The sequence below is a fragment of the Nostocoides japonicum T1-X7 genome (genome assembly GCF_001046855.1).
In the GTDB taxonomy this organism is placed as follows: domain Bacteria; phylum Actinomycetota; class Actinomycetes; order Actinomycetales; family Dermatophilaceae; genus Nostocoides; species Nostocoides japonicum.
This window is the reverse complement of record NZ_HF570958.1, coordinates 4888168-4901641: the sequence shown is the minus strand read 5'-3', so window position 1 is coordinate 4901641 and position 13474 is coordinate 4888168. Positions and strand designations below refer to the sequence as shown.

Here is a 13474-nt window from a genome sequence, read left to right as displayed (position 1 = left end):
ATCTGGGAGTCCTCACCGTGGGTGCGATGTTCTTCGACGCCAACGAATACGCAGGCCGGCTGGAACACACGAGGGCCTTGATGCTGGAGCGTGAGGTCGACAGCCTGGTGGTTGCCGATCCTGCCAACATTTGCTACCTCACGGGCTTCGACGCCTGCTCGTTCTACGCACCACAGATCCTGATCGTGCCTCGGCAGGACCCGATGATGTTCTTCTGCAGATCCGTCGATGCTCCGAGTGCGTGGCAGACAACAATCCTGAACGAGGATCAAGTATTCGCCTACTCCGAGCAGTTAGTCCAACAGATCCACACCCACCCGGCGGATTGGATTGCCGAACAACTACGTCCACGACTCGAGGGCTCTGACATCCTCGCTGTGGAGCCCAACTCGCCCTACTACACCCTCCGGACGCACCAAGCCTTCGTCGACGCCTTCGGCGCGTCGATCGTTTCGCCCGCTGGCCCCGGGATCGTCAATTTAGCGCGTTGCGTGAAATCACCGGCAGAGCTGGATGCCATGCGAACGGCTGGCAAAATCACCGGGCAGGTATTCGAGGTAGCCGCCGAGGTCATCAAACCAGGTACTCGGCAATGCGACGCGGTCGGCGAAATCTACGCGGCACAGATGCGGGGCGCCGGTGCATCCGGCGGGACCTACACCGCCATCCCACCCTTGGTGTTGGCCGGCTCGAACACCGCATACCCGCACGTCCCCTGGTCCGATCAACCATTCGAAGACCACCAAGCCATCGCAGTCGAACTGTCCGGGTGTTATGCGCGTTACCATGCACCGGTCGCACGAACGATCTTCCTCGGCGACCAGCCCAAGCAGCTCCGGAGGATCGCTGGCATCGTCGACCAGGGGCTGGACGCCGCGCTGTCCACGATCCATCAGGGAGCCGCGTGCTCCGATGTCGCAGCCTCCTGGCAAGAGGTCATATCACGGCACGGCCTGGAGAAAAAGAGTCGCATCGGATACCCGGTCGGCATCGGATTCCCACCCGACTGGGGCGAACAAACCATCAGCCTTCGCGCCGAGGACCACACCGTGCTGCGCGCCGGCATGACCATTCATGTCATGATCGGCATGTGGCTCGACGGCTGGGGATACAGCGTCTCTGAGACCATCGCAGTCACATCGTCTGGAGTTGAATTGCTTTCAAACGTTCCCCGGCTTGATCCTGATCTTAGAAATTAGGGACCCGGTATACTGAGACAAGTCCTGCGCCAAGTTGGGACAAGTTCTTTTAGCCAGAAGACCGCGCCACTCTCAAGCGCTCGTTGCATCGCAAAAATAAGCTTGAGAAAAAGGCTGATCCAGGAAACGCTCGTACGTGGATGGCCGGGTGGAAATCTCAAAATGAGACCGGATGGCGCGCTCCGCAGCTTCGGGGTCACGTGCCTTCAGTGCGTCAATGATTGGCCGATGCGCCTCGACCTCCCAATCCTCCATTGAACCTCTCCGGATCGACGCGACGCCCGTGAGAGCCGCGAGCTCACTCATCGGAGTGAGCATCAACGCAAGAACAGGCTGATGAGCGGCGCGCAAGATTCCAGCATGGAATGCCACGTGCGCCCGATTGGCTCGGTCGGACTCTCCGTTGAGCACGGCCGTCCGCAGATCCTCGTAAGTCCTCTCGAGATCCCGCCAATCCTCGGCAGTCGCGGCGGTGGCCGCCAGCCCAGCAATCATCGCCTCGATGGTTTCGCGGGCATGCATCACGTCCCGCATCGTCACCTTCGAGCGGGCCAGCAAGGCAACCATGGCCTCCGAGAACGCATCGTCGGTAGGTTCGGCAACCACCGTGCCGCGGCCCTGCCGCACCGTGAGCAACCCGCGTGCCGTCAGAGTCCGCACAGCGTCACGAATGACCGTCCGGCTCACACCAAGAAGCTCACGCAATTCAGGCTCTGTCGGAAGCACTGTGCCAGGGGCCAACGATCCGGTCAGGATCTGCTGCTCCAGGACAGCCGCCACCCGATCGCTCTTGAGATCCCCAATTCTGGAGGCGATGCTGCCCCAGCCCACCTTCACCTCAGCCGGCACAGCCATCTGTCACCCTGCCCTCCCGCTCGGTGCCGTCACGCGAGCATGACGAGCATCATACGTACGACCTATCCTATCCGCTTTGGCCGCGCCGAACCTGCATCTGGTCGCCGGCACGCAGGCCATGGTCGTGATCGCAGGCTTGGCACAACGTCTGAGGCGATCGACACGGTGCAGCATCGACTGGCCCGGAATGTCGTCCGCTCTTCAACCACGACAGGAGTCATGATCACGTGTCTGACGCAGCGACTCGAGACGGTGACGGCATGAAGCCAGGTGCGCTCGAGCGGTTCCTGGCCGCGCATCCGCCGTTCGATTCCCTCGAACCGGAGGTATGCGCGAAGATCGTCAGCTCGGCGACGACCGCGGAGTACAAGCCACAGGCCGTCATCGCGGACGGGTTCCGCGGGCAGATCGAAGGGCTGTACGTCGTCCTCAGCGGTCGCGCCGGCCTGTGGAATGCCCGTAGCGCGATCGGCCACGCGCCCCGAGAGTACATCCAGGCCGGGGACGCGTTCGGGTACTCGGCGATCCTGACCGGGCGCACCATGGGTCCGTTGGCGAAGGCGCTGGCCAAGGCCACCGTCGCCCTCATCCCCGCCGTCCATGTCGCTGCCGCTTTCTCATCGAGCTCGGGTGCCAAGTATCTGGCCGAGCAGATCGCGTTCTCGGAGCAGATGACGCCGGCCCAGCATGACTACGCGGTCGTGGACGAACTGGTCGTCCGGGACCCGATCGTCGTCGCTCCCGGCGTTCCCGTACAGGACGTCGCACGACGGATGACCGACGAGGGGACTCCGTGCTGCGCCGTCCGTCTGCTAGACGGCAGCCACGGGATGATCACCGACGAGATCCTGCACGCTCGCGTCACCGCGGCGGGGCTGCCGCCCGGCACCCATGCGGCGACAGTGATGCGGCACCCCGCACCGAGCATCCACAGCGGGGAGTCGTCCGCCGCGGCACTGATCCGGATACTCGACGACGACGAGCCATTCCTGCTCGTGCTCGGTCACTCCGGGGCGGTCAAGGGCGCGGTCACCCCTGCGGACTTCGCGGTCTCCGCTGCGACAGCAGACGTCGCACTGCGCCAACAGCTCGGCCAGGCCGACTCCGCTGAGGAACTCATCGAGCGAAGCCGCCGACTCCCGAAACTGGTCTCGGACCTGCTCGAACAGGGCCTTGCGACGAGCAAGGTCACCGCCGTCTACACCGCCACACTGGACGCGGTGGTCCGACGCGCGCTGGAGCTGGTGGCGGCCGAGCACCCATGGGCTGACCTCGACGACTTCACCTGGCTGGCCCTGGGCAGCGTCGCCCGCGGTGAGGCGGTGCCGGGCTCCGACATCGACTCGGGCGTGAGCTGCGCCGGCGACCCGGACAAGCAACTGCGGGCCGATTGCCGGGCCATGTTCGGACGGGCCGACGCACTGCTCGCTGGCTGTGGCCTCACCATCGATCCGCACGGTGCCACCGCGTCCCGCAATGCGTTCGCCAGGACCGGCCCACAGTGGCGCGGCGCAGGTCTCCACTGGTTGGACGACCCGGTGAAGAACCAGGGCGCGATCATGACCTCGCTGCTCGTGGACGCCCGGCCGATCCACGGCGACACGGGTCGTCGACATCTTCGGAGAAGACCTTGCGTTCGAACTTCGTGCACTGCTGTGCGGACCCATCGGCCCGAATCTCCGCAACGAGATCGCACACGGACTGATCGGCGACGCAGTGTTCTCTTCTGGTGTCAGCGTCTACCTCTGGTGGCTGACTCTCAAACTCATCTTCATGCCCTACTGGAACGCGTTGCACGATCCAGAGGCGGCGGAGGCGCGCGAGCCGGCCGTTCCGGAACGGGGTTCGAATTGACCCTGCCGCGCTGATCTGCCGATCCGTCCCAGGAGACGGACCGGTGGATCAGCCCGCGGTCCACCGTGAGCTCCGCCGCCTTGCCACCGGGACAGCGTGCGACACCTGGCTTGACGAAACGTTGCATATATGACACGATAGGTCGCGGGTTCAAGTCCCGTCATTCACCCCGTACCCTCGGGAGGCACCCCCTCATGTCGACTTCCACCAGCAGTTGGGAGCAGCTGCGCCAGAGAACACTTGCCGACCCTGCCGCTGCCCGTGAGTATGCCGCCGAGATGGCACGTATCGCCGCCGTCGACGACATTGTCAATGGGCTGGCGGACGCCATCGACGAGGCGGGGGTATCGCGGGCGGCCGTCGCCCGGGCCATCGGGGCCGACCCATCGGTGTTGCGCCGCCTACTGACCTCAGGGCACCGCAACCCGACCATCGCCACCGTTGGTGAGATCGCAGCATCCCTTGGTCTACGCGTGGCTCTGGTGCCGATGACGAGTCGGGAGCGCGCAGATTTCGAGCCGATCGCCGTTCACAACGGCGATCTTGCAACCTGCTGAACAGTCAGTACGCAGGCCGTGGAGTGGTGGTCCAGTAGTGCTCGCCCATCGCCCGAACCTTCGCATAGTCCCGAGCGCTGAAGGTGGCGCCGTTCGGCTTTGTCATACCGGTCACCACGACCAACGCTGGGCGCTCAGGGATGGTCGTGGAGTCCAAGAGGCAGAAGGCTCGGTAGAGCACTCGACCTCCACGCTGACGCACTTCGTACCAGCCAGCCATCTCGCCGTGCATAGCCTCCCAAGCGCCTCCTCCGGAGAACCGGTGCGGAGGAGCCTTGGCTACCGAGTCGATGACCGCGAAAAGGCGAGCAGCCATTCGGGGCGGAACGGTCAACAGCCAAACGTCGAACGGCTTCACTCCCTCGGCGTCCACGTACATCAGGACGTCGTAAGGGTGGCCAAGCGACGTCATGGCTTGCAGCCTAACGGGCTGCTCCCACGCGGCCCCCGACCGACACTGGGGGCCTACCGGGACCCTTCGATGCCGGTGATGTGTCGCCGGTCTGCGGGGGCCAGGACGTGGCGGCGGGCGGCGTCGATGCTGGCCATGGAGGGGATGGCGGTTTGGGCGGGGACGAAGAGGAGGCCGGAGTTGACCATGTCGACGGCCAGAGTGGGCATGGTGGCGGGCAGTTGGACGGCGACGTCTTGGCCGCGGCGCACGACCCGCAAGCCCTGCTGGGCGTCGAGGCGCCCGGCGACGAAGTCTGGTGAGGACATGTCCGTTTAACGGCTCCGGCGGCCTTCATTCATGGGTCTCGGGAGCCGGCCAGCGGTCGGCGAAACTGACGGCGAACGCGTTTAGCGCTGGCTCCCACCGCATGGTCCATCGTGCCCGGGCCTTGGCCGGTGGGGTCCAGGAATCCCCTCACGCTCGCCGTGGGACAGTTACTGCCGGCCTCCAACCCGAGCGACGATGCTCATCCCCAGGCTGCAAGCAGGGCCTCGGCAAAGTCGGTTCACGGGGCTGTGACCTGGGAAGACGTGGCCTGGGACCGGCATGTTGCGGATGGTGGGCGCGGGGCTTGTGGTGACCATGGGGTTTCCACACGCCGCCCGGTCTCCAGGAAGCCCCACGCCGCCATGTCATCTTGTCCCACGAGCCCGTTCGCGCGCATCCCGCTGACCGAGGTGTTCGCTCAAGTCCCTGATCCGCGGGACCCTCGCGGGGTGCGTCACCCGCTGGCGGGCCTGCTGTCGATCGCCTCGGCGGCTGTGTCCGCGGGCGCCCGGTCGTTGGTGGCGATCGGTGAGTGGGTCACCGACGCCGCGCAGGAAGCGTTGCAACGCCTCGGTATCGGCTCCGACCGGGCCATGCCGTCGGAGTCGACGATCCGGCGGACTCTGGCCGTGGTCGACGCCGATGACTTGGACCAGCGCGTGGGCCGCGGTCCCGGTCGGTCAGGTCGGCGAGCGGCGGGTCATCGCCGTCGACGGCAAGTCCATGCGCGGCGCCGCGGTCGACGGCCTCCGCCCGCACCTGCTGTCGGCGCTGACCCACGCCGACCGCGCCGTCGTTGGGCAGCTGGCGGTGCCGGACAAGGGCAGTGAGATCCCCGCCCTGAAGGACCTGCTGGAGCCGATGGACTTGACCGGGACGGTCATCACCGCCGACGCCCTGCACTGCCAGCGGGACACCGCAACCTGGCTGATCGAGCGCGGCGCGGACTACGCCATGACGGTCAAGGCGAATGAGAAGCGGTTGCACCAGCGGCTCAAACAGCTGCCCTGGCGCGACGTGCCCGGCTACTCGCCTCTCGACACCGGCCACGGCCGACGGGTCCGGCGCACGGTCAAGGCGATCGAGGCCCCGGCCTGGGTCGACTGGCCCGGCGCCGCGCAGGCCCTGCAGATCCCCCGCACCCCGAACCGTCAAGGGCCGCAAGCGAATTGAGGTCGTCTACGCGATCTGTTCAGTCCCCATGACCGTTGCTCAGCCCCGTGTGGTGGCCTCCTGGATCCAAGGACATTAGTGCATCGAGAACGCCCTGCATTGGGCTCGTGACGTCGTCTTCGACGAAGACCGCCACCATCTGCGCGTCGGCAACGGCCCCCAGGTCATGGCCGCCCTACGCAACACCGCCATCACCCTCCTCCGCTTCGCCGGATGGACCTGCATAGCCGCCAGATTACGACATCACGGACGCGACTCCAGACGGCCGGTCGACCTACTCACCACACCATGAATCGACTTTGCCAAGGCCCTGAGGCTGCAAGTGGAGTCATCTATCGGACGGATCCGGGTTCGAGTGCGACCGATATGTGCTTCCGAACGGTATAGCTTTCAAGCATGCCGTCCACAGAGAACTCACGTCCCAGTCCGCTTGATTTGACACCGCCATATGACTGTCCCAAGAACTGTCCCCCTCCTTGGTTCACTTGGACCCAGCCCGCCTCAATGCGGTGAGCAGCCGTCAGGGCACTGCCAATGTTCTGGCACCAGATGAATGCGGCCAGGCCGTAATGTGAGTCATTGGCCATGGCTATGACTTCGTCCTCGTCGCGCCACCGGATCACACAGACGACGGGGCCGAAAATCTCCTCGCGCGCCACACGCCACGCTGGATCGACGTCTGCGATCACTGTTGGCCTCAGGAAGTATCCTGTGGAGTCCTTCGGTACACCGCCGAGCATTAGCCGCGCGCCGGGCTGAGATGCGCCGTCGCGGATGTATTCGCAGACCTTGTCATATTGGACCTTATTTGTGATGCTTCCCATATCGGAGGCTTCGTCGAGGGGGTCTCCCACGACAAGCTTAGACAGTTTTCTGATCAATTTCTCCATGAACGAGTCAAAGATGTCGTCGTGTACGAAGAGCCGGGAACCGGCAGTGCAGGACTGGCCTTGGCGGAAGAACCGCATACCGGCAATTACTCCCACCACCACCCATTCCTCATCTGAGTCCGGATAGACAATCTGGGGGCTTTTTCCGCCCAGCTCGAGTGAGACCGGAATGACTCTTTCGGACGCCTTTGCCATGATATGCCGTCCCACGCCGGTGGATCCGGTAAATGTTAGCTTGTCGACGCCCGGATGAGATGTCAGAGCCTCACCGGCTTCGGCGCCGAAGCCGGTGACCACGTTTAACACGCCTGGCGGCAGAAACGCCTGGCAGATGCGAGCCAACTCGAGGACTGCGAACGGGGCAACCTCGGCAACCTTCAGTACCATCGTGTTGCCAGCGGTCAACGCAGGTGCAATCTTGACGGCCGACAGCATGAGGGGTGCGTTCCAGGGAACGATCGCGCCCACCACGCCGATGGGCTCGCGACGGGTGTAGTCCAATGCGTCCGTCCGGATCGGGATGGTCTCACCCTTCGCCTCTTGGGCAAGGCCCGCGAAGTAGCGGAAGCAGGTGACGAGAAACGCGGCTTCCCCTCGCGTTTGGGTCCTGATGGCGTTGCCGTTCTCTGCAGCGGACAGTCGAGCCAGGTTCTCCACCTCTGGTTCGAGTGCATCTGCAACACGTCGGAGCGCGCTACCTCTTTCTGCCGGCCGGAGGTCACGCCACGATGGAAAAGCTGTGGAGGCCGCACGCACCGCGAGGTCGATCTCGTGGGCCGCGCCCCGCGGTACTCGGCCCATCACCGTTCTGTCGCGGGGACTCTCTACATCGATCCATCCGCCTTGGGCGAGTAGGGCTCGTCCGTCCACAATCATCCCTCGGTCTCCAACATTTACTGCCGAGGAGACACACCGTTCATCCATGCCTGCAGTCCAGCAGCCCGTTGACGGCCGGCGACCTTACGCTCTGTCTGATTCCAACAAAGTCTCCGCCAGGATGTCGCCCATGACCCTTTGTGCCATAACGGCGACGTGAAGTGCGGTCCTAATCTGCGGGTCGTCGAGATCAACTTTGAGAATCGATTCAATCTTGGCGATCCGTTCGTAAAGCACCGGCCGCGACAGGAGCAGTCTTCTCGCCGCCGCCGTCTTGCCGCCGGCGGTGTCGAGGTATATCGCCAACAGGGACAGCAGCGATGGGCCTCCCTTCTCATCATGGTTGATCAGCGGACTGAGTTCGCGCAGCACGAAGCTCTGTACCCGCTGATCATGCCGGAGAAGGTACAGGAGCGCTGGAAGGTGCGAGTCCTCAATCGAGATCCACGCGCGGTCGGGGTAGCTTCCAATGGACCCAGAGGCGACCACGCTTTGCGCGTCAACTAGTGTCTCATGCGCCGCTGAAATCTGCTTAACGATCGAACCGCAGGCGATCGCCACAGCTCTCGATCTGCGTATCTCACGCGACAACTGAGTCATGAGCGACTTTATGTTCTGTCCCTCAGGAACACTGAGCAGAGCCATGACGTGGTCGGTCTCCGAGCCGATGAGGGCTGGGTAGCCGAGCGTGCGGGTCGTTCGGCGCAACGTAGTGGGCAGATCGGTCCCGGACACATGCCGTCGACCGCTTGGCGTTTCCGGGCAAATCGCGACGGCTACGAAATTTCGCTGCTTGAGAGGGAAGTCCGCGGATTCCAGGCGTGCAAGCAGGTCCGCGGAATGCCGACCTGCCCGCAAGTCTGATAACAGCGCCGTGTGCGCGCTCCGCTCAATACTGTCGTGAGCACGCGCCCGCATCTGGTTCAGTGTGAGGGCTGCTGCGGCGCGCTCGACCAATACGTAGTCGCGCCGCCGCGGAAGCGCATCTGTCAACAACACAAGTCGACCCCAGTCGTCACCCCGCGAGCCGACGATCGTGGTGAGCCAGCCAGACCGCCGGTCGTAGCCAGTCCTCCCACTGACAGTAACCCGTATGGAGCGCCGCGCCCAGTCGGTCAGCACTGCCGCAGCTGTCTGGGTTCCGGGGTCCAGAGCGATGACCTGGTGGCGATTCGACTCGAGCACGACCGGAAGGCCGTCGAGCCTGACCACTGCACCCAGAATCTCGTCCGGTGTTGCACCCTCGATGTCCAGGCGTGTGAAGGTGTTGTGGATCCGCTCGCTGGCACGCAGGTCGTCCACCTCGGCGTCGACTATTCGGGCGCCGACCTCCTCCACCACGTCTGAAAAGCTGACTTCGCGGTGCAGCACCGCGAAGAGCACGTCAAAATCGGTCGCGGCTTGCACCAGTGAGGCTGGGGCCTCCGTCCATCGACGGCCGAGTTCGAGGATGAGGCCTGCCACCCCGACAGCTGCGAGCGACTCGATGTACTCACGCGCCGCCTGCGGATCTTCGGAGAGGAATACGCCTGTGGTGAGGACGATCTCGTCTCCTCGAAGAAGGTCAGCGATGTCAGCGACTTCGGCCGCATGCAACCAGCGCACGGGGCGGTCGAGCTGGTCCTCTCCTGCGCACAGCTCCAACTCGGCCCTAGCCAGGCTCGGCATCGCCAATGCGTCACGAATCGTGGGAAGCATCTGCAACCCCACTTTGAACCTCGTACACAGCGAGTACGCGCCACCGATTCACGGCTCTAGTATGGGCGCCTCGCGCCTGACGGGTCCATCGACCTACCTGTGGACAGATGTGCGACGTTTGAGTCGATCCTTCCGATCCAGTAGTCAAGTCTCACACGGCCGTCCCCGCTCGTGACTACCTCGAAGGCCTCGGCGAAGCTCCGTGGGTCGTCCACCGCAGCCCGGAACCATCGCGAGTTCCGTCCTCTGAGCTGTAGACGTCGTCCTCGACCTTTGACCCCGTGCGCACGTGGCCACCAAACCATGGCGCGTCCGAGGGCGGAGTCCTCTCGCGGGGACTCCGGCCATATACCGGCGACACCTTGCTACACGTCGTACCCGCGGCGATCGCGTCCACTACCAACCCCGCGCGGGGCCTCGCGGTCATAGACTCAGCTCGCCCCTTTGACCATCACCCGGCTGCGAGCCGCACCGAGGCTGTAGGACGTCGCGCGTCCAACCTGACCACAGAATCCGGTGGCTGTGGGGGGCCCCTTTCAAGGCGCCTACCGTCACCCCGCGTCGCCTCCGCTGCCGCAGTCGAGGACAACGGCCCCACAGTATCGGCATTGCTTGTTCCGTTTAGACTGACCCCGCCCCCTCGAAATGACTGTTTGCGCTGGGGACTCTGCGGCCGCTACGTCCGCGGCATTATTATCACGGGTACCGGTGCGTGTCGCAGGATTCTCGACGCCGCCGATCCCAAGAACACCTGAGCGCGCACGCCCGCAGCGCCGGAGCCAAGCAGCAGCAGATCCCCAGGCGCCCAGGCGATGCCGTCGACTGCGTCGCGCCACTCGACCCCCGCCCCGACGACAATGTCAACATTGTCGACTGCCACGGTCGTGCGCGCCGCGGCGATCTCATCGCACGCGCCTTGCACAGCGCTGGCATACCACTCCCGAATCACAAGAGTCTCAGCGGAGGGTTCAATCGATCCAGCAAACATGGCCGGTGGTCGGACCGTGAATGCCGCGATGCGCATCTCCACGGACCACGACTTGGCCAGCTCGGCAGTCATCCTGAGAAGTCCTACTGCATCGGCGGACCCGCCATATGCCGCGGTGAGCCGCTCCAAGGGAAGAGGGGTTTGGGGGTAGCCGCGTGGGGCGATGGCTACGGGTACGGCCGCAGTGTGGACGAGCGCCTCGGTCACGCTACCCAGGGCGACTCTCCCAAGAAGACCGGAGGACGAGGATCCGACCACAACCATGCTGGCGTCGTAACGCTCGACCAGCTCCAAGAGTCCCGTTGGAACTGATCTCGACTCGTGGACCAGGACGGAAATATCGGTGTCGTTTCGCATTCGCTCAGCGAGCTGTTCAAGTCCCTTGAGCGCCCGACGTGCTATATGTTGCCGATATTCGTCCTCAAAGGGGTCACTGCCGGGGGGCAATACGCGATCCAGCACAGCTGCGGCAACGACGTTTTCGCCGGTGTTGCGTGCCAGTTGGGCCGCGAGGTATACAGGTGCACCGCCCTGCCGGCTCGCACTGAACCCGACAATGATCGTCATGAAACCTGCTCGCTGAGTACTGGCGACATGTGGCCTGGACCCAGTCCAGGGGCACGTTCAGGGCGATCGTCCCGTTCAGGGTTCGTCGCCGGTTCCTGCGCCATGTGTCCTGGTGCCGGTTGGTGATGTCGTAGCCGAGGAACCTCGCCGCGTGGGTGCGGGCGTGGGTGATCAAGGTCTTCTCCGGTGAGAGATCCAACCGCAGGGTGTCCTTGAGGAACCCCGCTAGCCGGTCCTTGATCTGCTCGGCCTCAACCTTCGGCCCGACGAACCCCAGAAGGTGATCGTCGGCGTAACGGATGTACCGCAGCCGTCGGTAGCCGGGGTCGTGCACATCGACCGCCGGAATCGACTGCTGGTGTCCACGCAGTGTGGCGACCTTGTGACGGTCGCCCCGCTGCTTCCAGTAGCCGATCATGCGGGTCGTGTTGGCGTACTCCGGGTTCCGGTGGCGGCGATCACCGCGGGTGAAGGCCGGTACCAGTTCGTCCTGGACTAACCTATCGAGCCGGTCGAGGTAGATATTGGACAGGATCGGGGACACTACCCCGCCCTGTGGCGCGCCCGAGTAGGTGGCGTGCCACGTGAAGTCCTCCAGGTACCCCGCCGTGAGCATGTCCCTTACCAGGTCCAAGAACCTCCGGTCATGGATGTTCTCAGCCAGGATCGCGATCATGACCTCGTGGTCGAGGCTGCCGAAGCAGTCGGCGATGTCGCCCTCGATGAACCAGGTTGTGCCCGTCCATGTTGAGGCGATCTCGTCGAGCGCCGTGTGGCAGCCCCGACCCGGGCGGAACCCGTTCGACATGGCCGAGAACTGCGGCTCGTAGTACGCCTCAAGGAGCAGGCGCACCACCTCACCGACCAGTTTGTCCGACCACGTCGGCAGCCCCAGGGGCCGCATGGTTCCGTTCTTCTTCGGGGTCCACTTCCGGCGTACCGGAGCGAACCGGTAACGCTGGGTACGGAGCCGGCCGATGATGTCCCGAACGATGTCCAGGCTCATCCCGTCCGGTGTGGCCCCGTCGACCCCGGGCGTCATCGCGCCATCGTTGGCGTAGATGCGCCCGTAGGCCATCAAGAACAGCTGTTCGTTGAACAGCTGCCGATACAGCCGTTCCAGCGGCAGGGCACGCCTGCCGCGTTCCCGCAGGACCTCCAGCACCGTGTCAGCACTCTGCATTACGCATACCTCCACGGTTCCCGATGGTCCGCACCTACCTGTGCCCCTTCGCCCTGTGGACGGCTTTCCCGCCCTCCTTGGCCGGGCGTGACTCCGACGACTACTACGAGCACTCCGTCACCGTCGACCCCCAAGAGGGTCGGTGCGGTGATCCCACGTTCATCTCTGACGTACGTATCGAGCACGGCTACAGGCACCCCACTCATCTCCTTCAATACCCTCACTGGGCATCGCTCCCGCCGCGAAGGTCGACCAGGGCGAACCATCACACCCCGGCCGCGACGGACACCGGTTTACAGATGCCATTCCGGCCGCAGTAAGTTGCTGCCGCTGGAGATTGGGGTTCAAGCAATCCAGCCTTTGCCATACCGTGCGGGTCTTCCCACCGCGCTGTCCCAGGCATCTGGGCCCAGCCGCTGGTTTCCTGACATGCTGCTGTCCCCTTCGCCTTTCGGCTCCAGGTAAGCCATCAGACCCAGGAACCTCCCTTCGAGTCCCTCCCGCCTGCGGCGGGAATACGTCAGAGCGCCTCGTGGCGCACTGGTTGCCCTTGACCGTCATCACGTCGTCGGCCCCGCGTCTGGTCAGCCAGGTCGCGGTGTCCCGCAGTGCAGTGCAGTGCGTCGGCGGTGATGACCGTCCCGGTCAGATCCATCGGCTCCAGCAGTTCCTTCAGAGCGGGGATCTCGCTGCCCTTGTCCGGTACGGCCAGCTGCCCGAGGACGGCGCGGTCAGCGTGGGCCAGCGCGGACAGCAGGTGGGGCCGAACACCTTCCACGGCGGCACCACGCATCGATTTGCCGTCGACGGCGATGACCTGCCACCCCTGGACGGTTCCGACCCGCAGCGCAGCCCAGGCTCCCAGGCGCCGGTCCAGGTCGTCGGCGTCCAGACCGGCGAGAGTTCGGCGGAT

At 64.5% G+C, this 13474-nt stretch carries 11 protein-coding genes and 2 pseudogenes; 5 read left to right on the top strand and 8 right to left on the bottom strand.

From position 1 onward, the window contains the following. Nucleotides 1–26 precede the first annotated feature (26 nt). The gene (locus tag BN12_RS22260) at nucleotides 27–1199 is read left to right on the top strand and encodes a M24 family metallopeptidase (protein ID WP_048555702.1); all 1173 of its coding nucleotides are present in this window, start codon (nucleotides 27–29) and stop codon (nucleotides 1197–1199) included. Between the two features lie 72 nt (nucleotides 1200–1271). On the opposite strand, the gene BN12_RS22255 is transcribed toward BN12_RS22260, so the two are convergent. After that, nucleotides 1272–2054 (bottom strand): FadR/GntR family transcriptional regulator, encoded by a 783-nt coding sequence (locus tag BN12_RS22255; RefSeq protein ID WP_048555701.1) that lies wholly within the window; start codon nucleotides 2052–2054, stop codon nucleotides 1272–1274. 260 nt (nucleotides 2055–2314) lie between these two features. Between BN12_RS22255 and BN12_RS22250 the strand changes: the two genes are divergently transcribed. Further along, nucleotides 2315–3922 carry a DUF294 nucleotidyltransferase-like domain-containing protein gene (locus BN12_RS22250; RefSeq protein WP_048555700.1) on the top strand — a complete coding sequence of 536 codons (1608 nt, stop codon included), beginning with the start codon at nucleotides 2315–2317 and terminating at the stop codon, nucleotides 3920–3922. 180 nt (nucleotides 3923–4102) lie between these two features. Further along, nucleotides 4103–4465 (top strand): helix-turn-helix domain-containing protein, encoded by a 363-nt coding sequence (locus BN12_RS22245; protein ID WP_048555699.1) that lies wholly within the window; start codon nucleotides 4103–4105, stop codon nucleotides 4463–4465. A 4-nt stretch (nucleotides 4466–4469) separates the two neighbouring features. On the opposite strand, the gene BN12_RS22240 is transcribed toward BN12_RS22245, so the two are convergent. After that, nucleotides 4470–4877, bottom strand: coding sequence for a hypothetical protein (locus tag BN12_RS22240; protein ID WP_053080167.1), 408 nt, complete (start codon nucleotides 4875–4877; stop codon nucleotides 4470–4472). Between the two features lie 53 nt (nucleotides 4878–4930). After that, nucleotides 4931–5185 (bottom strand): hypothetical protein, encoded by a 255-nt coding sequence (locus BN12_RS22235; protein WP_048555698.1) that lies wholly within the window; start codon nucleotides 5183–5185, stop codon nucleotides 4931–4933. 363 nt (nucleotides 5186–5548) lie between these two features. Here BN12_RS22235 and BN12_RS26770 point away from each other — a divergent pair. Beyond that, a pseudogene (locus tag BN12_RS26770) lies at nucleotides 5549–5788 on the top strand (transposase family protein); the annotation flags it as partial. Nucleotides 5789–5828: 40 nt separating this feature from the next. After that, nucleotides 5829–6359 (top strand): ISAs1 family transposase, encoded by a 531-nt coding sequence (locus BN12_RS25925; protein WP_200901279.1) that lies wholly within the window; start codon nucleotides 5829–5831, stop codon nucleotides 6357–6359. 332 nt (nucleotides 6360–6691) lie between these two features. Here the strand turns inward: BN12_RS25925 and BN12_RS22225 are convergent, their stop codons facing one another. The 5 genes and pseudogenes from BN12_RS22225 to BN12_RS24850 all read right to left on the bottom strand — a co-directional run. After that, nucleotides 6692–8125 (bottom strand): aldehyde dehydrogenase family protein, encoded by a 1434-nt coding sequence (locus tag BN12_RS22225; RefSeq protein ID WP_235432500.1) that lies wholly within the window; start codon nucleotides 8123–8125, stop codon nucleotides 6692–6694. A gap of 84 nt (nucleotides 8126–8209) precedes the next feature. After that, a complete protein-coding gene (locus BN12_RS22220) occupies nucleotides 8210–9835 on the bottom strand; it encodes a PucR family transcriptional regulator (RefSeq protein WP_048555696.1) in 1626 nt (541 codons plus the stop codon). Nucleotides 9836–10499: 664 nt separating this feature from the next. Beyond that, entirely contained in the window at nucleotides 10500–11378 is an 879-nt protein-coding gene (locus BN12_RS26765) for a universal stress protein (RefSeq protein WP_048555695.1), read from the bottom strand. Nucleotides 11379–11514: 136 nt separating this feature from the next. Continuing rightward, nucleotides 11515–12384 (bottom strand): annotated as a pseudogene (locus BN12_RS26380) (reverse transcriptase/maturase family protein); the annotation flags it as partial. Nucleotides 12385–13081: 697 nt separating this feature from the next. Next, a partial coding sequence (locus BN12_RS24850; RefSeq protein ID WP_157635786.1) for an ISAs1 family transposase occupies nucleotides 13082–13474 on the bottom strand: 393 nt, incomplete at its 5' end.

Bases quoted from the DNA above. Each gene is read 5' to 3' on its own strand.
- BN12_RS22245 (WP_048555699.1), top strand. From the start codon at position 4,103: ATGTCGACTTCCACCAGCAGTTGGGAGCAGCTGCGCCAGAGAACACTT.
- BN12_RS22255 (WP_048555701.1), bottom strand. From the start codon at position 2,054: ATGGCTGTGCCGGCTGAGGTGAAGGTGGGCTGGGGCAGCATCGCCTCC.
- BN12_RS22235 (WP_048555698.1), bottom strand. From the start codon at position 5,185: ATGTCCTCACCAGACTTCGTCGCCGGGCGCCTCGACGCCCAGCAGGGC.
- BN12_RS26765 (WP_048555695.1), bottom strand. From the start codon at position 11,378: ATGACGATCATTGTCGGGTTCAGTGCGAGCCGGCAGGGCGGTGCACCT.
- BN12_RS25925 (WP_200901279.1), top strand. From the start codon at position 5,829: ATGACTTGGACCAGCGCGTGGGCCGCGGTCCCGGTCGGTCAGGTCGGC.
- BN12_RS22260 (WP_048555702.1), top strand. From the start codon at position 27: ATGTTCTTCGACGCCAACGAATACGCAGGCCGGCTGGAACACACGAGG.
- BN12_RS22225 (WP_235432500.1), bottom strand. From the start codon at position 8,125: ATGATTGTGGACGGACGAGCCCTACTCGCCCAAGGCGGATGGATCGAT.
- BN12_RS22250 (WP_048555700.1), top strand. From the start codon at position 2,315: ATGAAGCCAGGTGCGCTCGAGCGGTTCCTGGCCGCGCATCCGCCGTTC.
- BN12_RS22240 (WP_053080167.1), bottom strand. From the start codon at position 4,877: ATGACGTCGCTTGGCCACCCTTACGACGTCCTGATGTACGTGGACGCC.